This is a genomic window from Salmonella sp. 32120201201600049SM (assembly GCF_017572835.1).
GTDB classification, from domain to species: Bacteria; Pseudomonadota; Gammaproteobacteria; order Enterobacterales; family Enterobacteriaceae; genus Salmonella; species Salmonella enterica.
This window is the reverse complement of sequence record NZ_JAGESA010000004.1, coordinates 109,250-128,856: the sequence shown is the minus strand read 5'-3', so window position 1 is coordinate 128,856 and position 19,607 is coordinate 109,250. Positions and strand designations below refer to the sequence as shown.

The window sequence follows — 19,607 nt, the reverse complement described above, 5'->3', positions numbered from 1 at the left end:
TCTCCGTACTTAGTGCTTCAAAAATAATTGATCAGATCAGTATACAACTATTCAGTAATTCGACGATAGACCGAAGGTGTGCTTGCTGGCGCTTTATCGTCAAGGATAATTGCCGCTTTGACGGCCTTCGCCGCTTCCTGCCAACTGGCTTCGTCTTTGGCATGAATCACCGCCAGCGGGCGCTGCCCGTCGATGCTGTCGCCCAGACGGGCCATGTCGGTAAAGCCAACGCTGTAATCAATGGTATCAGACGCCTGACGACGGCCGCCGCCCATCGAGACGACCGCCATCCCCAGCGCACGCGTATCCATTGCGCTGATAAACCCTTCGGTATCAGCATATACCGCTTTGCTCAACATGGCGGTCGGCAGGTATTTATCGTAGTTCTCAACGAAATCGCTCGGCCCTTTCTGCGCGGCCACCATACGACCAAAGACTTCTGCCGCTTTACCGTTATCCAGCACCGCCTGCAGTTTGGCACGCGCTTCGGCGTCGTCTTTCGCCAGCTGACCGGAGATCAGCATCTCCACGCATAGCGCCATGGTAACGTCAAACAAGCGCGGATTGCGGTATTCACCGATCAGGAACTGCACGGCTTCACGCACTTCCACCGCGTTACCGGCGCTTGAAGCCAGCACCTGGTTCATATCGGTTAACAACGCCGTAGTGCGAACTCCCGCGCCGTTTGCCACGCCGACAATCGCTTCAGCAAGGGCTTCAGAAAGTTCATAGGTTGGCATAAACGCGCCGCTGCCGACTTTGACGTCCATTACCAGCGCATCCAGCCCTTCGGCCAGTTTCTTGGCGAGGATGGAGCCGGTGATCAGCGGAATAGAGTCCACCGTCGCGGTAATATCGCGGGTGGCGTAAAAACGTTTGTCCGCCGGTGCAAGCGAGCTGGTTTGCCCAATAATCGCCACACCCACGTCTTGAATAATTTCGCGGAAACGGTTGTCGTCCGGGAAGATATCGAAGCCCGGGATCGCTTCCAGTTTGTCGAGCGTACCGCCGGTATGTCCGAGGCCGCGACCGGAGATCATCGGCACATAACCGCCGCAGGCCGCTACCATTGGCCCCAACATCAGAGACGTCACGTCCCCTACGCCGCCGGTCGAATGCTTATCGACAATCGGGCCATTGAGATTCAGGCTTTTCCAGTCAAGGACAGTACCGGAATCCCGCATCGCCATGGTCAGCGAAACACGCTCCGGCATGGTCATATCGTGGAAGAAGATGGTCATCGCCAGGGCGGCAATCTGCCCTTCAGAGATAGTATTGTCACGAATACCATTGATAAAGAAACGAATTTCTTCGTCACTCAACGCATGACCATCACGCTTTTTACGAATAATTTCTTGTGCGAGAAACACGGTACCCTCCTGAGGGAAAAGAGTAGAAGGCTTACATCGCCGGATGGCGGTTAACGCCTTATCCGGCCTACAGGCCTGGATTTGTAGGCCGGATAAGCGCAGCGCCATCCGGCAAATCAGAGCTTAGTAGCTGCTGGCGCTCTTACCGTCGCCGTGACCCAGCGCTTTCAGCAGGCTTGCCAGCAGGCTGGATGCGCCAAAGCGGTAGTGACGAGAATCTGCCCAGTCAGCGCCAAACAGTTCGTCTGCAATCGCGAGGAATTTCTGCGCGTCTTCCGCCGTACGTACTCCGCCCGCCGGTTTGAAGCCAACGGTTTTGGAAACGCCCATGTCGCGGATCACTTCCATCATGATGCGCGCGCTTTCCGGCGTAGCGTTTACCGGCACTTTACCGGTAGAGGTTTTGATGAAATCCGCACCGGCTTTGATGGAGATTTCAGAGGCTTTACGAATCAGCGCCTCTTCTTTCAGCTCGCCGGTTTCGATAATCACTTTCAGCAATACGTTCGCTGCGGCACAAGCGTCTTTACAGGCTTTTACCAGATCAAAACCCACCTGCTCGTTACCGGCGATCAACGCGCGGTACGGGAATACCACGTCCACTTCGTCAGCGCCGTAGGCGATCGCCGCACGGGTTTCCGCCAGCGCAATATCGATGTCATCATTGCCATGCGGGAAGTTAGTCACCGTTGCAATGCGGATGTCCGGGGTACCTTGTTCTTTCAGAGTTTTACGCGCAATCGGGATAAAACGCGGGTAAATGCAAATCGCCGCCGTATTCCCGACCGGGGTTTTTGCCTGATGACACAACGCGATCACTTTTTCATTGGTGTCGTCATCGTTCAGAGTGGTCAGATCCATCAGTTTGAGCGCACGCAGGCTGCTTGCTTTTAAATCAGTCATGACATTCTCCAACGGCATTGCCGTATAAAATTTCACCTTGCGAGTCTGTTAATATTCTAACATTCACTCGCGTTTACACTTCGATATACATCACAGTTAATGAAAACTACGTACAAATTTGCATTACTGTAATGAGATCTGAATCAAATTATCCCGCTGTCACCGCCTGTTCTTCGAGCGATAAGCGCATCAGGATCAAAGTCGGTTTGCCGCCATTTTCTACAATAGCGCATCGTCCCGGCATAAAGAGGAAACGAAGATGCCTGCCTCATGCGAAACTGCGCTCCAGCAGCGTTGCCAGCAAATTGTGACCAGCCCGGTGCTCACGCCTGAACAAAAACGCCATTTTCTGGCGCTGGAAGCTGAAAACGCCCTGCCTTATCCCACCCTGCCGGAAGATGCCCGCCAGGCGCTGGATGAAGGCGTCATTTGCGATATGTTTGAGGGGCACGCCCCCTTCAAACCGCGCTACGTGTTGCCCGATTACGCCCGATTTCTGGCTAACGGTTCACAGTGGCTGGAACTGGAAGGCGCGAAAGATCTGGATGATGCGTTATCCCTACTCACCATTCTGTATCATCACGTTCCTTCCGTGACGTCCATGCCGGTTTATCTCGGCCAGCTTGATGCGTTGCTGCAACCGTATGTTAGAATTCTAACACAAGATGCGATCGATATTCGAATAAAACGTTTCTGGCGTTATCTCGACAGAACGCTGCCAGACGCCTTTATGCATGCCAATATTGGCCCTGCCGATACGCCTGTCACACGAGCGATTTTGCGCGCTGATGCCGAGCTAAAGCAGGTGGCGCCTAACCTGACGTTTATCTACGATGCGGAAATTACGCCGGACGATCTGCTGCTGGAGGTCGCCAAAAACATTTGTGAATGTAGTAAGCCACACATTTCCAATGGCCCTGTAAATGATACAATTTTCACAAAAGGCCATTATGGCATCGTCAGTTGTTATAACTCGCTACCGCTTGGCGGCGGCGGCAGTACGCTGGTACGTCTCAACCTGAAAGCCGTGGCAGAACGCAGTACGTCTGTCGATGACTTCTTTTCACGCACGCTACCGCACTACTGCCGACAGCAGATCGCCATCATTAATTCACGATGTGAATTCCTCTATGAAAAGTCACATTTCTTTGAGAATAGCTTTCTTGTACAGGAAGGTTTGATCGATCCCGAACGTTTTGCGCCGATGTTCGGTATGTACGGGCTGGCGGAAGCCGTGAACCTGCTGTGCGAAAACGCGGGCCTGAACGCCCGTTATGGCAAAAATGAAACGGCGAACGAGCTGGGCTACCGTATCAGCGCCCAACTGGCGGATTTCGTCGAAAATACGCCAGTGAAGTATGGCTGGAAGCAACGGGCGCTGCTCCATGCCCAGTCTGGCATCAGCTCCGATATCGGCACTACGCCGGGCGCGCGTCTGCCGTATGGCGATGAACCGGACCCTATCACCCATTTGCAAACCGTCGCGCCGCACCATGCCTTTTATCATGCCGGGATCAGCGACATTCTGACGCTGGACGAAACCATCAAGCGTAATCCGCAGGCGCTGGTTCAGCTTTGTCTTGGCGCGTTCAAAGCCGGGATGCGGGAATTTACCGCCAATGTCAGCGGCAACGATCTGGTGCGCGTCACCGGTTATATGGTGCGCCTGTCGGATCTGGCGAAATTTCGCGCCGAAGGCTCGCGCACGAATACCACCTGGCTGGGAGAAGAAGCCGCACGTAATACCCGCATCCTGGAACGACAGCCACGCGTAGTCAGCCATGAACAACAGATGCGCTTTAGTCAGTAAGATCATTGCGTTTTCCTGCGTCGATGGGCTAGGCAGCCGCCTGGCATTATTCTTACAGGGCTGCAATTTGCGCTGCAAGAATTGCCATAACCCGTGGACGATGGGACGCTGTAACGACTGCGGGGAATGCGTATCGCAGTGTCCGCATCACGCCCTCAGCGTTGATGGCGGGAAAGTGGTATGGCGGTCGGACGTCTGCGAGCAGTGCGATACCTGCCTGAAAATGTGCCCACAGCAGGCAACGCCAATGGCGCAGACCATGAGCGTTGACGATGTGCTGCGTCATATTCGTAAAGCATCGCTGTTTATTGAAGGTATTACCGTCAGCGGCGGAGAGGCGACCACGCAATTACCGTTTATTGTGGCGCTATTTACGGCGATCAAAGCCGATCCGCAGTTACAACGGCTGACCTGTCTGGTGGACAGTAATGGTCAGTTAAGCGAGACCGGCTGGCAGAAACTACTGCCGGTTTGCGACGGCGTAATGCTCGATCTGAAAGCCTGGAAGAGCGAGTGTCATCACCGTCTGACCGGACGTGATAACACGCATATTAAGCACAGTATCCGCTTTCTTGCTGCGCAGGGAAAACTGGCGGAGCTGCGGTTGCTGGTTATCCCGAATCAGGTGGACTATGCGGCGCATATTGATTCACTGGCGGCGTTTATTACTTCGCTGGGCGAGGTTCCGGTGCGTTTGAATGCCTTTCATGCGCATGGCGTCTATGGCGAAGCGAAAGCCTGGCCAGGCGCGACGCCGCAAGAGGTGGAACGGCTGGCTGACGGATTGCGCGCGCGTGGGGTGGCGAAGCTGATTTTGCCGGCGCTATATTTGTAAGCGTCGCCTGCCGGACGGCGGCTGCGATGCCATCAGAGCCGAAACAAGGTAATGGTATTGCGATACAGCGTATCGGCTATCACCTCTGCGGGCTCCGGACGTAATTCGCAGAGCGCATCAAATACGCGCGCCGCCTGCTCCGGGCGGTTCGGCTGCCCCTGAAACCCCTTTAGCGGCATATCCGGCGCATCGGTCTCCAGCAACAGCGCGTCCAGCGGCAACCGCGCCATAACATCACGGGTTTTACTGGCGCGCGGGTAGGTGATGGTGCCGCCGACGCCGATTTTATAGCCCAGTCGCACAAAGCGTTCGGCCTGCTGCAGACTGCCGGCAAAACCATGCACCACACCGGTTCGCGGCAGTTCCTGGCGCTTTAAGCGCATCGCCAGTTTGTCATGCGTGCGCCGCGAGTGCAGGATCACCGGCAGATCGTAGCGTTTTGCCAGTTGCAGTTGCGCGTCTAAAAATCGCTCTTGCCTGGCGAACTGCGGGTCGTCGCGATAAAGATCGAGCCCGATCTCGCCTACCGCCACGACGTTCTGTTGCTGCGCCAGCGCCTGTTGCAGCTTATCAGGATCGTCATCGGCATGACGCTCAATCACAATGGGGTGCAATCCCAGCGCAGCATAAAGCGACGGGAAACGCGCCGCCAGCGCCAGCACGCGGGGAAAGTGAGCCGCCTCGGTCGCCGGCACGATGATTTTTTCAACGCCCGCCTCACACGCACGCTGAATACTGGCGCGCTCATCGCCCGTAAAGGGCGGGAAATCAAAATGGCAGTGTGTATCGATAAAGCGCCAGCTCACGCCAGATCCTCGTCGGTAAATGTGGTGTCGTTTGCCTGCGGCGCGCTAATGACCTCCGCCACATGCGTATCATTGGCCACCGGCGCCGGAGGCACGACCACCGTTTCCGGCACGGCAATCCGCGACGTATGGCGCAAGAGAGGCGGCGTTGCGGTGAGCAATTTACCAACGGTGGCAAGGAAATAACGCCCGCATAATCGCCCGGTTTTGTAATCCTCACGCAGCGCCGGGATACGGCTGCCCAGCGCCATGCTGTGCAGCGGTTTCGGCGGATAAATTTCAATGATCCGCAGCTTACCCGGCGGCTTTTCAATAAATTGTTGGATCGCGCTGTAGGACGTTTCATGATGCTGCACCAGGTTGACCAACGGCTGTAGACTGCTCTCTCCCAGCCAGCGCTCCATACGCTTAAACCACTGCGGCGTGTAATACATTTGCGAGGGTACGGTGCGGATCACCACAATGGTTTTCGCCCCCCGCTTTGCCGCCTCCTGAACCGGAATGGCGTCGCTAATGCCACCGTCCAGATAGTTGATGCCCTCTAACGTAACGCCGGTACGGTAGAAACCCGGTATGGCGCTGGAGGCGCGAATGATATCAAGCCAGTTTTGTTTTGTCGGCGAGAAATAGCCCGGCGTGTAATCATCCCCCCGGCAGGCGCACATATAAAAGGATTTTCCGCTGTCGAACAGGCGCGCTGCGGTATCCATCTGCAGCGGCATCCGGGCGGCGGTGGATTCCACCAGCCAGTCGAGGTCAATAAGGTTTCCTCCGCGTACAAATCGCAGCGGATCAAAAAATTCGCGCCTGGTGGTATAGCGCATAATGACTTTGCGCCCGTAGCCGGGCTGGTTGCAGAGATACGCCGAGAGATTTTGCGCACCGGCTGATGTGCCGAAGTAGAGATGGAAAGGATTAAACTGCGCACGCATAAACTCATCCAGCACGCCTGCGGTAAAGATGCCCCGCTGCCCCCCGCCCTCACAGACCAGCGCCATACGGCCTGGCCGGAACGGTGTTAATGATAACGGCGCAATATTGCCGAGCGTAACCGGTATTCGCTGGCCCACCTCTGCCTTCCTGTTTTTCATTTTTTTCCAGGCTGACAAGGTAACGCAAAACGTTAACGGCTAAAACCGTAAAAGCCAGTCCGCTGGACTGGCTTGATAGCAATATATCTTTACAGATGCCTGCTAGGGTCGTTTACGGCCCATGAACAGGCTGACCAGGAAGAGCACGATCCCGACGACGAAGACGATTTTCGCCGCGCCGGCAGCCGTACCAGCCAGTCCACCAAAACCCAATGCGGCGGCAATTAACGCGATAACCAGAAATATAATGCCCCAACGAAACATAAGCCTCTCCTTTACCATAGTTAATGTCGACCGCTAAATATGAGCGCTCAGGCTACTCATTCGCGATATTTTTAGTGTGGTGCACATTACGCCTCCCGACAAACGTCGGGAGGACGAATTACGACGAATTACTGAACTTTCAGATCGTTTTTAACACTTTTTACGCCATCAACGGCTTTCGCGATGCTTTCAGCGCGGTCGCTTTGTTCCTGAGTTTCAACGGTACCGGAGAGCTGTACGACGCCATCGGTCGTTTCCACTTTTACTTTACGGGAAGGGACGAGATCGTCCGCCAGCAACTTGGCTTTGACTTCACTGGTCGTGGCCGTATCGCCGGCATAACCTTTCACGGAACCTTCTTTATTGTCGCGAACGTGAAGTTTGTCGCTAACGGAGGTCACGCCTTCTACGCCTTTCGCCACTTTCACGGCGGCTTCAGCCTGCGCCTGGCTTTCTACAAAGCCGCTCAGGGTGACGACTTTCTGATTGGTTTCGACAGAAATATCGGTGCTTTTAATATTGTCATGGTCTACCAGCGCAGCTTTTACTTTCGCAGTGATGGCGCTGTCATCCATGAAGTTACCGACTTTATTCATAGAGCTATCGACTTTTTGCCCTGCGGTTTCGGTTCCGCTTTGCGCCTTGTCCGTTGTTGCGTTTTCTGCAAAGGCAGAACCTGTCGCAACAGCAGAGGTCAACATTACGGCCAGCAGAGTTTTAGAAATCTTCAGTCTTGTCATAGTCATCGATTTTGTCCTGTATAGTTTGCTCGTAATTTGAGCTCAGGCAACACGAGGTTGCATTGCTGAATGCGGTGAAACTCACCGGTTTCTGAAGTCAATGACTGGCATCACATTCGTGAATTTGTAACGACGCGTCGCCTGCCACCCTTCCGTTTCAGTTATTAATATCGTGACTGAAACAAATCTCAGCTTTAAGCTCTCATATTCACGCATTGAACAGGCATTAAAGCCGACATTTATGTCATCACTTTGTTAAATATAGATCACAATTTTAAAATCGCTTGTCGATGCGTATAAAAAACAGGCAGATCGGAGAAAAAACGCGGGATTTAAGAACATTCCGTAAGCGGTTAAAAAGGCAGGGAAAGTACGAAGGCGCGGCGGATGCCGCGCCCGGAAAGGGATCAGTGTTCGCGCGTTTTACGGAACTGAACGTCAGGGTAACGTTCCTGGGTCAGGTTCAGGTTAACCATCGTGGGGGCGATATAGGTGAGGTTGTCGCCGCCATCCAGCGCCAGTTGTGTTTCATTCTTACGCTTGAACTCTTCGAATTTCTTCGCATCGGCGCTTTCCACCCAGCGCGCCGTCGCCACGTTGACGGATTCATAAATCGCCTCAACGTTGTATTCGCTTTTCAGGCGCGCGACAACAACGTCAAACTGCAAAACGCCCACGGCGCCGACAATCAGATCGTTGTTGGAGATGGGACGGAATACCTGCACCGCCCCCTCTTCAGAAAGCTGCACCAGCCCTTTCAGTAACTGCTTCTGCTTGAGCGGATCTTTCAGGCGAATACGACGGAACAGTTCCGGCGCAAAGTTCGGGATACCGGTAAACTTCATCATCTCGCCCTGGGTGAAGGTATCGCCGATCTGAATGGTGCCGTGGTTATGCAGACCCAAAATATCGCCCGGGTACGCTTCTTCAACGTGCGAACGGTCGCCCGCCATAAAAGTTAACGCGTCGGAAATCACCACATCTTTGCCGGTACGGACCTGGCGTAGCTTCATGCCCTTCTCATACTTACCGGAAACCACGCGCATAAACGCCACGCGGTCGCGGTGTTTCGGGTCCATATTGGCCTGAATTTTAAAGACAAAACCGGTGAACTTCTCTTCCGAGGCTTCCACTGTGCGGGTATCGGTTTGACGCGGCATCGGCGCGGGCGCCCACGCCACTAAACCATCCAGCATATGGTCAACGCCAAAGTTACCCAGCGCGGTACCGAAAAATACCGGGGTAATTTCCCCTGCCAGGAACAGCTCTTCATCAAACTCGTTAGACGCGCCCTGCACCAGTTCCAGCTCGTCGCGCAGCTGCTGCGCCAGATCTTCACCGACGGCGGCGTCCAGATCCGGGTTATTCAGCCCTTTAACGATGCGCACTTCCTGAATGGTGTGGCCCTTACCGGTCTGATACAGATAAGTTTCATCTTTATAAAGGTGATAAACGCCCTTAAACAGCTTGCCGCAGCCAATCGGCCAGGTGATCGGCGCGCAGCCGATTTTCAGCTCGTTCTCGACTTCATCCAGCAGCTCCATCGGGTCGCGGATGTCACGGTCGAGTTTGTTCATAAAGGTCAGGATCGGCGTATCGCGCAGACGGGTAACTTCCATCAGCTTACGGGTCCTGTCCTCAACGCCTTTCGCGGCGTCGATCACCATCAGACAACAGTCCACCGCCGTCAGAGTACGGTAGGTATCTTCGGAGAAGTCTTCGTGCCCCGGGGTATCCAGCAGATTCACCAGACAGTCGTGATACGGGAACTGCATCACCGAGGTGGTGATGGAGATACCACGCTGTTTTTCCATCTCCATCCAGTCAGATTTTGCATGTTGGCTGGAGCCACGGCCTTTTACCGTACCGGCGGTCTGAATCGCCTGTCCGAACAGCAACACTTTTTCGGTAATGGTGGTTTTACCGGCATCCGGGTGAGAAATGATGGCAAAAGTGCGGCGTTTGGCCACCTCTTGCAAATAAGGAGACAACGTCATAGTCAAATCTTCTTGAGTAAGCGCGGCGTTTGACCACGCATGTTGAATACGAAAAATGCGGCTATTTTACCCATCAACCTGGGGGAGGCAATCAGTGTTTACACAGGAGCTGCTCCAGTTCGCTTAATGACGCCACAGTCCAGGTTGGATGAATACCCGCGGGCTGCTCGCGATGATGCGCGTTAAGCCAGCAGGTCGACAGCCCGGCGTTAATGCCGCCAAGAATATCGGATTCCGCGGTATCGCCAACCATTAATACGCGCGAGCGGTCAGGATTCCCCGCCTGCTCCAGGGCGTAGTTAAAGATTTTCGGATCGGGCTTCGCGACGCCAACCTGCTCGGAAATCACCAGCAGATCGAAATACTCACGCAGCCCGGTGCGCTCCAGACGAGTTTGTTGTAGCGCGGTAAAACCGTTAGTAATAATACCGATTTTAGCCTGCCCGCGAATCGCATTAAGTAGCGAAACGGCGCCCGGCAAAGGAGAACAGATCTCCGCCATCGCACTAATAAAAGCGTCATTCAGCAGCCCCGGCGCAACGTTTAGCCGTTCAGCCCAACTTTGAAAGCGCGCGTGCTGCAATTGTAATGAGGTAATCGCGCCGTTCTGATAATCCACCCATAGCGGCTTATTCACGGCCTGGTAATCCTGGAAATCCTCAGCGGTAAAGGTGACGCTATAGTCAAGGAACATCCGCTGTAAGCCGGTGAAAGAATCAAACGTAAACAGCGTTTCATCGGCATCAAAGAAAATCCAGTCCCACTTCATCATTACACCTTGCCTCTTTTATTACATGCTTATCGGTAACGCCATGATGATGGCGTCCTCATGCCCTTGTGCCGTGGGATAGTAATTGCGGCGAATCGTCGCCTCGTTAAACCCCAGACTTTCATACAGCGCGATGGCGGCAGCGTTAGAGGCGCGTACCTCCAGCCATAGCGTTACAACCCCACGTTTTTCCAGTTCATCAATCAGATGCTCAAGCAGCATACGCCCCAGCCCCCGACGCTGAAAATCCGGATCGACGGCAATATTGAACAGCGTCGCTTCGTCCAGCACCACCTGTGTAATGGCAAACGCGGCCATTCTGTCATCAGCGGTCAGCTTAAGGTTGAGATACCGTTCGCCCTGGTTGCCGAAAAACGTTTTTTCGCTCCACGGAAACGCATGAGCGCGTTGCTCAATCTGCCAGGCTGCGGGGAGATCGGTCGTGCTGAGGATAGAAATCGTGTTCATGTTCGCAGATTTGTTGCCATAGTGCGGCGCGTGCCGCCGGGTTTGCCCGGAGTTCATTAAACGCCGGCGTCGTGACCTGAGCGCCTTCGAGTTGGAGCGGCGCGTCAGTTCCTAACCGCCAGCTATTACAACGGCTGCCCTGCGGCAGCATGGCGACGCGCTCAGGCGCCAGGGGTAAAACCTGATCGGGACTCACGGTCAACGCGCGTAAAATATCGCGCATTAGCGGCTCGTTCAGCGCGGGTAATTCCTCTGCAACCACGATCAGACGAACGTGCGCGGGAAGGGAAATCGCAATCTCGCCCTGTAGCGCGCCAGGACGTCGCAGCGCCCACTGCGTAATACCCAGTTGCTGTAACTGCCAGTCTCGTCGGGATGTCATAGCGAAACGCTCCTGTAATCAGGGGCGCAAATATAGCAAATCTGTCGAATCTGCGCCATCAAACTACTATAATCGCCGCCAGTCTGAATTAAGGAGCATTCCATGTCTGCTTTTACCCCGGCAAGTGAAGTCTTGCTGCGCCACAGTGATGATTTCGAACAAAGCCGTATTCTTTTTGCCGGAGATTTGCAGGATGACCTGCCCGCGCGCTTTGAATGCGCCGCCAGCCGCGCGCATACGCAACAGTTTCACCACTGGCAGGTATTAAGCCGCCAGATGGGCGATAACGTCCGTTTTAGCCTGGTCGCGCAAGCCAGCGATGTCGCTGACTGCGATACGCTGATCTACTACTGGCCGAAAAATAAACCCGAAGCGCAGTTCCAGTTGATGAATATTTTGTCGCTGATGCCGTCGGGCAGCGATGTTTTCGTCGTGGGGGAAAACCGCAGCGGCGTGCGTAGCGCCGAACAGATGCTGGCGGACTATGCGCCGCTGAACAAAGTAGATAGCGCGCGACGTTGCGGCCTTTACCATGGTCGTCTGGAAAAGCAGCCGCAGTTTAGTCTTGAATCCTGGTGGGCCGAGTACAATATCGACGGGCTGACCATCAAAACGTTGCCGGGCGTATTCAGCCGCGACGGACTGGATGTCGGTAGCCAACTGCTGTTGTCTACGCTGACGCCGCACACCAAAGGTAAAGTGCTGGATGTCGGCTGCGGCGCTGGCGTGCTTTCCGCCGCGCTGGCCAGCCATTCGCCGAAAGTGCGCCTGACGCTGTGTGACGTCAGCGCGCCGGCGGTGGAAGCCAGCCGCGCCACGCTTGCCGCTAATGGTCTTGAAGGCGAGGTATTCGCCAGCAACGTCTTTTCGGAAGTCAAAGGACGTTTTGACATGATCATCTCCAACCCGCCGTTCCACGACGGAATGCAAACCAGCCTCGATGCGGCGCAAACGCTCATTCGCGGCGCAGTGCGCCATCTGAACAGCGGCGGAGAGTTACGCATCGTGGCGAACGCCTTTCTGCCCTATCCTAAGATTCTGGATGAGACTTTTGGCTTCCATGAAGTCATCGCGCAAACCGGGCGCTTTAAGGTTTATCGTACCGTGATGACCCGTCAGGCGAAGAAATAGTTGGCCTGATAAGCGCAGCGCCATCTGGTTGCATGTGCCGGATGGCGACGCCAGGCGTCTTATCCAACCTACGTCTCGCGCCCATTTTTGCAGCAATCAATCTGTCCCATGCAATTAACTATTGACGAATAGCTGAAAACCACTAGAATGCGCCTCCGTGGTAGTGATTCTTTTCAAGAATTGATGGTATGCGAAGGTGGCGGAATTGGTAGACGCGCTAGCTTCAGGTGTTAGTGTCCTTACGGACGTGGGGGTTCAAGTCCCCCCCCTCGCACCAAAACCACGTTGATATTGCTCGCACTGGGCGAAGGTGGCGGAATTGGTAGACGCGCTAGCTTCAGGTGTTAGTGTTCTTACGGACGTGGGGGTTCAAGTCCCCCCCCTCGCACCAACGAGGCGATATCAAAAAGTAAGATAACTGTGCGAAGGTGGCGGAATTGGTAGACGCGCTAGCTTCAGGTGTTAGTGTCCTTACGGACGTGGGGGTTCAAGTCCCCCCCCTCGCACCAATTATCTTATCCTTCCTTTGTCTCTTCATTTTCATCCCTGATTCCAGTTCATCATTGCCAACATCATGCCGCCAATAAGCGCCATACACGATGGCAGCAGTACAAAATGCCGTAATTGTTTGTGATACAACATCAACGCAGACAGTAGCAATCCTGATACAATCAACAGCTTCAGCGCATAAGCTGACAGGCCGATAAACGCCAGTCCAACGATAATCACTCCAGGCAATAACACGCCCCATCCGCTGCCTAACGTCCGCTGCAACATGGTTTTACCTCTGGAATTGATAATGATAACCAATATCATATGATATATTTTCTCATTTGTCAGCCAGGGAGAAAGCTAAAGAGATGAGTTTTACTTAACGGTTGATGACACGTATTCAGTAAGGTGATAAATTGTCCGACTGTTAACGTAAAAACAACAACACCTCGCTTTAGGCGACCTTTTCTCATACGTTATTTTCATGTTGGCGCCCGATTCCGTGTATATCACCGATAAATAACGACAATTACCCATGACAACACCATCCTGGCGGTCGCTTCGTATTAAGAAGTATCAGTTTTCTTTACGTCTTTTCTTGTTTCTCAACGCCGTGTCGGCGCTATTTACTCTCATTTTCCCCCTTTATCAAATCAATGTATTTTGCACGCCAATGATCGGGATAGTGGTCCTGAGCGTATTACTGTTGATATGGCATGGGAAATATGGGCAAAAAAGAATTAATCTCCCCTTTATCTCCCTACTCTTTGGGGGAATATGGGCGGCGCATATTGCGCTAAAGTATCCGGCGTTAGGCCATTATGATTTCTCTTTTTTACTGATCTCCCTGCTTAGCGTTCTGTTTATCGGCTCGATAGCCTTTGCCGCGAATATCGTCGCGTTTACGCTCTATTCGCTACCGCCAGTCGCGGTCTGCCTGTGGCTAAACGGTAATGAACAAGGTTTGCGAATTCTCTATTTGCTGGCCCTGCCAATGGTGGGAATCGCTATTCAACATGTTATCCAGAAACGCTACGATAACTTTGCCCAACAGCTCATGTTTAAGCTGCTGGCCGAGCGGGAAACCCTCAATGGCCTGAGTATGCTTGATCCATTAACCGGCTTATATAACCGCCGTGGCCTGCAAAATCGGCTGGATACGTTACAGGCGTCGGGCAGCCATGAACACTACGTCCTGCTATTGGATATCGATCATTTCAAAGCGTATAACGATCACTACGGTCATATGATGGGCGATCAGGCGTTAATCCGCGTCTCAGCGGCAATTCGGGACGCCGTGCGATCGCGCGATGTTGTCTGCCGTTTTGGCGGGGAAGAATTTCTGGTGTTGCTGACCACCGCCGAACCACAGCAAGCCCGCGCTACCGCAGAACGTATCCGACAGGAAGTATACGATCTTAAAATCCCGCATATGTTTAACGAAAGCGTCGCCACCAATGTCACTGTCAGTATCGGCATTGCGCCCCTGACGGATCGCAATATCGGAGACGCTATCGAAAAAGCGGATAAAGCGCTCTACGAAGCCAAGCATCTTGGACGTAACCACATTCTGGTCAGCGACGACATGCGCGCCCTATGAATCCTGCTGGCGTAATCGTGCTACGCCAACAGCGTTAACCATAAACCGCTTGCCATCGTTTATCGCTATCGATAGGATTGGCAATCATTATCATTTAGATTAACATCATTAAACTGCGCTATGGCCTACCGTTCCGCACCGATTGCTGACGATATTATCTGGCGAGCCGCTCCCCAGCCGGAAGACGCCTCGCTGGCGGACGCAGTACGCGAGACGATCGCCTCTACCCGTGAGCACCTGTTGGACTTCATCCGGCTGGATGAAACGCCGCCGCCTACGGCGATGACTCTTGCCCAGTGGACGCGCCCCGCGACGTTTCGTTCATTGCTGGCCGCCTATTCCGATCACATCTATCGGCACACGCCAGGCCTGCCACGTGAAAATAAGCCGTTACTCTCCCTGTGGGCGCAATGGTATATCGGGCTGATGGTGCCGCCGCTGATGCTGGCATTACTGACGCAAGCGCGCGCTATCAATGTCTCGGCAGAACATATTCACGTTGAATTTCATGAAACCGGGCGCGCCGCGTGTTTCTGGCTTGACGTGCATCAGGATAACCTGGCAACGGAGCGTTCCCCGGAAGAACGAATGGAAACGCTGGTAGTCTCCGCACTACAGCCGGTCATTCAGGCGCTGGAGGCGACTGGCGACATCAACGCGAAACTTATCTGGAGCAATACCGGTTATTTAATCAACTGGTATCTGACTGAGATGAAACCGCTGCTTGGCGAAGCCCTGCTGGCAACGCTACGCCAGCGCTGTTTTTTTGAAAAGCAGCTATCCGACGGTCAGGATAACCCGCTGTGGCGGACCGTCGTAATGCGCGACGGTCTTCTGGTACGCAGAACCTGCTGCCAACGTTACCGCTTACCTGACGTACAGCAGTGCGGCGACTGCACGCTAAAGTAAACCGCGTTACGTTGCCTTCAGTTATCGTCACGGCTTACTGCTGCTGGCCTGTCACATTATTATATTTACAGCGGCGCTCTCCGTATGCCAAATTACGTTTTGCCATTTTTGGGTCTACCGTGGCTATTGGTAAGGTCTCAGGAGAGAAGAATGAGTCTGCAATCTGTACGGCAATTTCTGGCCGATCATGCTCCCGATATTGAAATTATCGAATTAAATCAAAGTACAGCGACTGTCGAGCTGGCAGCCAAAGCGCACAACGTAGAGCCAGGGCAGATAGCTAAAACGCTCTCGCTTAAAGTAAAAGACACCATTATCCTGGTGGTCGCGAAAGGCGATGCCCGCCTGGATAATAAGAAGCTTAAAACCACTTTCGGCGCAAAAGCCCGTATGTTGAGCAGCGATGAAGTGGTCAATGCAACCGGACATCCTGTCGGCGGCGTATGTCCCTTTGGGCTGGAGCACCCGCTGCCCGTTTATTGCGACATCTCTCTGAAGGGGTATAACGAAGTATTGCCTGCCGCAGGCGCCACGCACAGCGCGGTACGCATCACGCCGGAAAGAATGGCTGAACTGACATCGGCGACCTGGGTAGACGTGTGCCAATAACGTGCCTGACACCCGGATTCCCCGAACAAGCACGGCGCATCCGGCGCGGGCTATACCCGATGCTGGAGCGCGGTACCATCTCCGGCGCGCAGATATAACAGAATATCCGCAGCATCGAGTAACCCGGCATCAGAACTCACGCCCAGCTTGGACATCACATTAAACTTATGCGCCCGGATAGTCTTAATGTTACGTTCTAACTGGACGGCAATTTGCGGCATTGAGTAGCCGTTCGACATGAAACGCAGAATCTCCCGCTCGGTTGGACTAAGCATACAATTCTGGTGAAGTTCCCAAAGATTGTCTGTACGCTCCGTTGTCCGCCGGGCGCTATTAAGCGATGTAAATAAGGCATCCTGTAAAACATCCAACGGCGACGCTTTGCTGATGACCCCATCCAGCGGCAGCGGGGATAATGCGCTGATTAAGCGGGCTTCAGCATCATCATCGGCAATCACCAGACGCCGCATATGGGGATAATTTATCGCCAGTTCCGTCAGGCTGGATAATCCTGTCCGGCGTTCAGTTCTTAACGCAGAAAGAGAAAAAATAACGGCAGAAAACGGCGTCTTTAGCGCAGCCTTATAAAACGCGGATGGTTTTGAAAAAATATGAAGCGTATGTCGGCAATCCGGCATTGCATCAAATAGCCCTTTAATACCAATGGTGCTCATCACGCATTTTTCTACGAGCGCAACATTTCTCTTGCTGATTCTGTTTTCCATTCCATGGTTTCTCCATATACCGAAGGTAGGTTCAATTCTCTGGCTCCCTGAGAACTGTTTATCCATGCATACATCTCTGCATTACTGTGTATTGATAAGCGTCGCATGGCGCTATTTTTTTGGGCGCTAATTGTTTTATTACTTTTTTTAAGTAACGCCGCAATTTGGTTAATGCCCCACCCTTTTCCTAAAAGGCGTAATACTTTTCGTTCAGACAGCGTAAGGACAATCGGCCTGTCGTGGGCCTGCTGAATTTCAGACGGTACCTGAGGCGATAATAACGTTTTACTTATTCTTTCTGAGCGAGCGTTTCCCGCATGGATAACGCTAATAAGATTCTCGATTGGCTCTTCGTCTGAAAGCAAGGTGCTGACGGGGCCCATCAGGAGATCAACCGCATGTGGATAGCTGGATTTAGGAACCAGAAATACCCAATGTATGTCGCGATATTGCGAGATTAAGCTATAAAAATATTCGCAGATAGCGCGGGGAGAGGCATTGTTAACTGCTAAATCAGCAATAACTAAATTACTTCGGCGTAGCTGTAGCAGCGTTAGCTCTTCTATCGTACGACAATACGCCAGTTTATAATCGGGGAAATTACCTGTTATAGCCCCTTTAAGGCCTTCCTGTATAAGAGGGGTTTTACTGATAATAAGTCCATTTTTGCAGCATCCTGGCAGCATAATTCCTCCGCACCCACGCCGCCACTTTTCATTGCCCCATTAATAAAAACACTATTAACAATGATCGCAAAGAAATATAGGCCGAGTGGATTAATTATCCTTGTTTTATTTTTAAATATCTAACATTGATTGCGCTACAATCCACATAGCACAAAAACATGAAATCACTATCGCATAGTTACTCATAAAACCAGAAGCAAGACAATTAAATTAACTAAATTTGCACATTAGTAATTCTAACGAAAACGCATCATATTAATAAATTTAAAATATGAGTTCGCTCTTTATTCATATTGCTAAGTCCTAAAACAAAAGCCCAACAATACTGTCTACAATCCATAAAACCCATGTAATATCTGCGAATTACACTAAGTCATGCCTAATTTTACGCCCGCTGCTCACGCCATTGTGGTTAAACCATTAATGCATATCGTTGATAAAATTCACCACATCATTGATTCAAAAATGAGCGGCCAGGCTGGCATAATGCCTCTATTCTGGAAACGGACATACGAGAACCGTCGCCCATAAGGATATCCTGCCTGTGACGAAGCGCACGTCTCAAGAAGCTTATGCGTTGCGTCTGGCGGCTGACGTTTTTATCAACAAGAAATTGATCTTAACCAACGCCATCATGCCTGCGCTTCGTGTTAAAAAGGAAGCCTCTGTCATAGTGGCGGCGCATAGAATGTCTTTTTGGACAGGACGAGTCATGCAAGAAGAGCAATCAATTCAACGAGCAGTAACACGGTTATGTATTCAATGCGGGCTGTTTTTATTGCAGCACGGGGCGGAAAGCGCACTGGTTGATGAGCTTTCCACCCGCCTCGGTTTGGCGCTCGGTATGGATAGCGTCGAAAGCGCGATCTCCTCTAACGCCATTGTCCTGACGACCATTAAAGACGGACAATGTCTGACATCGACACGTAAAAACCAGGATCGCGGCATTAATATGCACGTCGTCACGGAGGTTCAGCATATCGTTATCCTCGCGGAACATCGTCTGCTGGATTACAAAGGCGTGGAAAAACGCTTTAGCCAGCTCCGCCCGCTGCGTTATCCGCGCTGGCTGGTGGCGTTTATGGTCGGTCTTTCCTGCTCCTGCTTTTGTAAGCTGAATAATGGCGGCTGGGATGGCGCGGTTATCACCTTTTTCGCCAGTATGATAGCCATGTATATCCGCCAGATGCTGGCGCAGCGGCATTTACATCCGCAGATCAATTTTTGCATTACCGCCTTTGTCGCTACCACGATTTCCGGGCTGATGCTCACCCTTCCCGCCTTTAGCCAGACGCCCACTATCGCCATGGCGGCGAGCGTACTGCTACTGGTGCCGGGCTTTCCGCTGATTAATTCCGTCGCAGATATGTTTAAAGGACATATTAATACCGGGCTGGCGCGCTGGGCTATCGCCAGCCTGTTGACTCTGGCCACCTGTGTGGGCGTAGTGATGTCAATGACAGTATGGGGGCTACGAGGATGGGTATAATCGACTTTTTACTGGCGCTAATGCAGGACATGATCTTGTCTGCGATCCCCGCCGTCGGGTTTGCGATGGTCTTTAATGTTCCCCACCGGGCGCTTCCGTGGTGCGCGCTACTGGGGGCGCTGGGTCATGGCTCGCGTATGCTGATGATGAGCGCTGGCTTTAATATCGAATGGTCGACGTTTATGGCTTCGCTGCTGGTCGGCAGTATTGGTATTCAGTGGTCACGCTGGTATCTCGCTCACCCTAAAGTGTTTACCGTCGCGGCCGTGATCCCGATGTTTCCGGGGATTTCCGCCTATACCGCGATGATTTCCGCAGTAAAAATTAGCCATCTGGGCTATAGCGAACCGATGATGATTACGCTGCTGACCAATTTTCTGAAAGCCTCTTCCATTGTTGGCGCGCTCTCAATTGGCCTCTCTGTACCGGGATTATGGCTGTACCGCAAACGCCCCCGCGTGTGATTGGTGGAACGCCTCCTGCTGTTCTTACAGGTCTGTGTGGTACTATAAAAACAGTCGCCCTTCTCGG

Annotated in this window: 21 protein-coding genes and 3 tRNA genes; 11 read left to right on the top strand and 13 right to left on the bottom strand. The window is 52.8% G+C overall.

Annotated elements, in window-relative coordinates:
* Positions 1 to 47: 47 nt before the first annotated feature.
* Both deoA and deoC read right to left on the bottom strand, forming a co-directional pair.
* Positions 48 to 1,370, bottom strand: coding sequence for a thymidine phosphorylase (gene deoA, locus J4650_RS11285; RefSeq protein ID WP_023993832.1), 1,323 nt, complete (start codon positions 1,368 to 1,370; stop codon positions 48 to 50).
* Between the two features lie 123 nt (positions 1,371 to 1,493).
* A complete protein-coding gene (deoC, locus tag J4650_RS11280; protein ID WP_001519713.1) occupies positions 1,494 to 2,273 on the bottom strand; it encodes a deoxyribose-phosphate aldolase in 780 nt (259 codons plus the stop codon).
* 259 nt (positions 2,274 to 2,532) lie between these two features.
* Here deoC and J4650_RS11275 point away from each other — a divergent pair, with 259 nt between their 5' ends.
* Complete coding sequence (locus J4650_RS11275; RefSeq protein WP_023993833.1) at positions 2,533 to 4,083, top strand: YjjI family glycine radical enzyme; 1,551 nt, start codon at positions 2,533 to 2,535, stop codon at positions 4,081 to 4,083.
* Positions 4,055 to 4,918, top strand: a complete 864-nt coding sequence (locus J4650_RS11270) for a YjjW family glycine radical enzyme activase (RefSeq protein ID WP_023993834.1) — start codon at positions 4,055 to 4,057, stop codon at positions 4,916 to 4,918. The genes J4650_RS11275 and J4650_RS11270 overlap by 29 nt, the downstream gene beginning before the upstream one ends.
* A gap of 32 nt (positions 4,919 to 4,950) precedes the next feature.
* Here J4650_RS11270 and J4650_RS11265 read toward each other — a convergent pair whose 3' ends face one another.
* The 8 genes from J4650_RS11265 to J4650_RS11230 form a co-directional block, all read right to left on the bottom strand.
* On the bottom strand, positions 4,951 to 5,724 hold the full coding sequence (locus J4650_RS11265; RefSeq protein WP_000119009.1) for a metal-dependent hydrolase: 774 nt from the start codon (positions 5,722 to 5,724) through the stop codon (positions 4,951 to 4,953).
* Entirely contained in the window at positions 5,721 to 6,794 is a 1,074-nt protein-coding gene (locus J4650_RS11260) for a patatin family protein (RefSeq protein WP_000531546.1), read from the bottom strand. Before J4650_RS11260 ends, J4650_RS11265 begins: the two co-directional genes overlap by 4 nt.
* Positions 6,795 to 6,917: 123 nt before the next feature.
* Positions 6,918 to 7,079, bottom strand: coding sequence for a DUF1328 family protein (locus tag J4650_RS11255; RefSeq protein ID WP_000490276.1), 162 nt, complete (start codon positions 7,077 to 7,079; stop codon positions 6,918 to 6,920).
* 128 nt (positions 7,080 to 7,207) lie between these two features.
* A complete protein-coding gene (osmY, locus tag J4650_RS11250; protein WP_000178963.1) occupies positions 7,208 to 7,825 on the bottom strand; it encodes a molecular chaperone OsmY in 618 nt (205 codons plus the stop codon).
* A 401-nt stretch (positions 7,826 to 8,226) separates the two neighbouring features.
* A complete protein-coding gene (prfC, locus tag J4650_RS11245; protein WP_000175965.1) occupies positions 8,227 to 9,816 on the bottom strand; it encodes a peptide chain release factor 3 in 1,590 nt (529 codons plus the stop codon).
* A gap of 91 nt (positions 9,817 to 9,907) precedes the next feature.
* Positions 9,908 to 10,585, bottom strand: a complete 678-nt coding sequence (gene yjjG / locus J4650_RS11240) for a pyrimidine 5'-nucleotidase (RefSeq protein WP_000870686.1) — start codon at positions 10,583 to 10,585, stop codon at positions 9,908 to 9,910.
* Between the two features lie 21 nt (positions 10,586 to 10,606).
* Positions 10,607 to 11,053, bottom strand: a complete 447-nt coding sequence (gene rimI / locus J4650_RS11235) for a ribosomal protein S18-alanine N-acetyltransferase (RefSeq protein WP_001092435.1) — start codon at positions 11,051 to 11,053, stop codon at positions 10,607 to 10,609.
* The gene (locus J4650_RS11230) at positions 10,998 to 11,435 is read right to left on the bottom strand and encodes a DNA polymerase III subunit psi (protein WP_000203996.1); all 438 of its coding nucleotides are present in this window, start codon (positions 11,433 to 11,435) and stop codon (positions 10,998 to 11,000) included. The genes rimI and J4650_RS11230 overlap by 56 nt, the downstream gene beginning before the upstream one ends.
* 102 nt (positions 11,436 to 11,537) lie before the next feature.
* Here J4650_RS11230 and rsmC point away from each other — a divergent pair, with 102 nt between their 5' ends.
* The 4 genes from rsmC (at position 11,538) to J4650_RS11210 (ending at position 13,075) form a co-directional block, all read left to right on the top strand.
* Positions 11,538 to 12,566: a 16S rRNA (guanine(1207)-N(2))-methyltransferase RsmC gene (gene rsmC, locus J4650_RS11225; RefSeq protein WP_001272273.1), complete on the top strand. Its 1,029-nt coding sequence runs from the start codon at positions 11,538 to 11,540 to the stop codon at positions 12,564 to 12,566.
* A gap of 190 nt (positions 12,567 to 12,756) precedes the next feature.
* A tRNA-Leu gene (locus J4650_RS11220) sits at positions 12,757 to 12,843 on the top strand.
* Positions 12,844 to 12,870: 27 nt separating this feature from the next.
* A tRNA-Leu gene (locus tag J4650_RS11215) sits at positions 12,871 to 12,957 on the top strand.
* 31 nt (positions 12,958 to 12,988) lie between these two features.
* A tRNA-Leu gene (locus tag J4650_RS11210) sits at positions 12,989 to 13,075 on the top strand.
* 31 nt (positions 13,076 to 13,106) lie between these two features.
* Here J4650_RS11210 and J4650_RS11205 read toward each other — a convergent pair.
* Positions 13,107 to 13,343 (bottom strand): DUF1435 domain-containing protein, encoded by a 237-nt coding sequence (locus J4650_RS11205; RefSeq protein WP_000941879.1) that lies wholly within the window; start codon positions 13,341 to 13,343, stop codon positions 13,107 to 13,109.
* Positions 13,344 to 13,593: 250 nt separating this feature from the next.
* Between J4650_RS11205 and J4650_RS11200 the strand changes: the two genes are divergently transcribed.
* The 3 genes from J4650_RS11200 (at position 13,594) to J4650_RS11190 (ending at position 16,176) form a co-directional block, all read left to right on the top strand.
* On the top strand, positions 13,594 to 14,658 hold the full coding sequence (locus J4650_RS11200; protein ID WP_023993197.1) for a GGDEF domain-containing protein: 1,065 nt from the start codon (positions 13,594 to 13,596) through the stop codon (positions 14,656 to 14,658).
* A 120-nt stretch (positions 14,659 to 14,778) separates the two neighbouring features.
* Positions 14,779 to 15,567, top strand: coding sequence for a siderophore-iron reductase FhuF (gene fhuF / locus J4650_RS11195; RefSeq protein ID WP_023993198.1), 789 nt, complete (start codon positions 14,779 to 14,781; stop codon positions 15,565 to 15,567).
* Between the two features lie 150 nt (positions 15,568 to 15,717).
* On the top strand, positions 15,718 to 16,176 hold the full coding sequence (locus J4650_RS11190) for a YbaK/EbsC family protein (RefSeq protein WP_000058276.1): 459 nt from the start codon (positions 15,718 to 15,720) through the stop codon (positions 16,174 to 16,176).
* Between the two features lie 50 nt (positions 16,177 to 16,226).
* Here J4650_RS11190 and bglJ read toward each other — a convergent pair whose 3' ends face one another.
* Together bglJ and J4650_RS11180 are read right to left on the bottom strand one after the other, a co-directional pair.
* Positions 16,227 to 16,901, bottom strand: a complete 675-nt coding sequence (bglJ, locus tag J4650_RS11185; RefSeq protein ID WP_000431547.1) for a DNA-binding transcriptional activator BglJ — start codon at positions 16,899 to 16,901, stop codon at positions 16,227 to 16,229.
* Positions 16,862 to 17,587, bottom strand: a complete 726-nt coding sequence (locus J4650_RS11180) for a response regulator transcription factor (protein ID WP_000936655.1) — start codon at positions 17,585 to 17,587, stop codon at positions 16,862 to 16,864. The genes bglJ and J4650_RS11180 overlap by 40 nt, the downstream gene beginning before the upstream one ends.
* 712 nt (positions 17,588 to 18,299) lie before the next feature.
* Between J4650_RS11180 and J4650_RS11175 the strand changes: the two genes are divergently transcribed.
* Both J4650_RS11175 and J4650_RS11170 read left to right on the top strand, forming a co-directional pair.
* Positions 18,300 to 19,076 (top strand): threonine/serine exporter ThrE family protein, encoded by a 777-nt coding sequence (locus J4650_RS11175; protein WP_001674846.1) that lies wholly within the window; start codon positions 18,300 to 18,302, stop codon positions 19,074 to 19,076.
* A complete protein-coding gene (locus J4650_RS11170; protein WP_000511329.1) occupies positions 19,067 to 19,540 on the top strand; it encodes a threonine/serine exporter in 474 nt (157 codons plus the stop codon). Before J4650_RS11175 ends, J4650_RS11170 begins: the two co-directional genes overlap by 10 nt.
* Positions 19,541 to 19,607 lie beyond the last annotated feature (67 nt).

What these genes read in the sequence shown, in the direction of transcription:
- deoC (WP_001519713.1), bottom strand. Translation starts at nt 2,273, where the DNA reads ATGACTGATTTAAAAGCAAGCAGCCTGCGTGCGCTCAAACTGATGGAT.
- J4650_RS11275 (WP_023993833.1), top strand. Translation starts at nt 2,533, where the DNA reads ATGCCTGCCTCATGCGAAACTGCGCTCCAGCAGCGTTGCCAGCAAATT.
- J4650_RS11270 (WP_023993834.1), top strand. Translation starts at nt 4,055, where the DNA reads ATGAACAACAGATGCGCTTTAGTCAGTAAGATCATTGCGTTTTCCTGC.
- J4650_RS11255 (WP_000490276.1), bottom strand. Translation starts at nt 7,079, where the DNA reads ATGTTTCGTTGGGGCATTATATTTCTGGTTATCGCGTTAATTGCCGCC.
- osmY (WP_000178963.1), bottom strand. Translation starts at nt 7,825, where the DNA reads ATGACTATGACAAGACTGAAGATTTCTAAAACTCTGCTGGCCGTAATG.
- prfC (WP_000175965.1), bottom strand. Translation starts at nt 9,816, where the DNA reads ATGACGTTGTCTCCTTATTTGCAAGAGGTGGCCAAACGCCGCACTTTT.
- yjjG (WP_000870686.1), bottom strand. Translation starts at nt 10,585, where the DNA reads ATGAAGTGGGACTGGATTTTCTTTGATGCCGATGAAACGCTGTTTACG.
- rimI (WP_001092435.1), bottom strand. Translation starts at nt 11,053, where the DNA reads ATGAACACGATTTCTATCCTCAGCACGACCGATCTCCCCGCAGCCTGG.
- J4650_RS11230 (WP_000203996.1), bottom strand. Translation starts at nt 11,435, where the DNA reads ATGACATCCCGACGAGACTGGCAGTTACAGCAACTGGGTATTACGCAG.
- rsmC (WP_001272273.1), top strand. Translation starts at nt 11,538, where the DNA reads ATGTCTGCTTTTACCCCGGCAAGTGAAGTCTTGCTGCGCCACAGTGAT.
- J4650_RS11205 (WP_000941879.1), bottom strand. Translation starts at nt 13,343, where the DNA reads ATGTTGCAGCGGACGTTAGGCAGCGGATGGGGCGTGTTATTGCCTGGA.
- J4650_RS11200 (WP_023993197.1), top strand. Translation starts at nt 13,594, where the DNA reads ATGACAACACCATCCTGGCGGTCGCTTCGTATTAAGAAGTATCAGTTT.
- fhuF (WP_023993198.1), top strand. Translation starts at nt 14,779, where the DNA reads ATGGCCTACCGTTCCGCACCGATTGCTGACGATATTATCTGGCGAGCC.
- J4650_RS11190 (WP_000058276.1), top strand. Translation starts at nt 15,718, where the DNA reads ATGAGTCTGCAATCTGTACGGCAATTTCTGGCCGATCATGCTCCCGAT.
- bglJ (WP_000431547.1), bottom strand. Translation starts at nt 16,901, where the DNA reads ATGGAAAACAGAATCAGCAAGAGAAATGTTGCGCTCGTAGAAAAATGC.
- J4650_RS11180 (WP_000936655.1), bottom strand. Translation starts at nt 17,587, where the DNA reads ATGCTGCCAGGATGCTGCAAAAATGGACTTATTATCAGTAAAACCCCT.
- J4650_RS11175 (WP_001674846.1), top strand. Translation starts at nt 18,300, where the DNA reads ATGCAAGAAGAGCAATCAATTCAACGAGCAGTAACACGGTTATGTATT.
- J4650_RS11170 (WP_000511329.1), top strand. Translation starts at nt 19,067, where the DNA reads ATGGGTATAATCGACTTTTTACTGGCGCTAATGCAGGACATGATCTTG.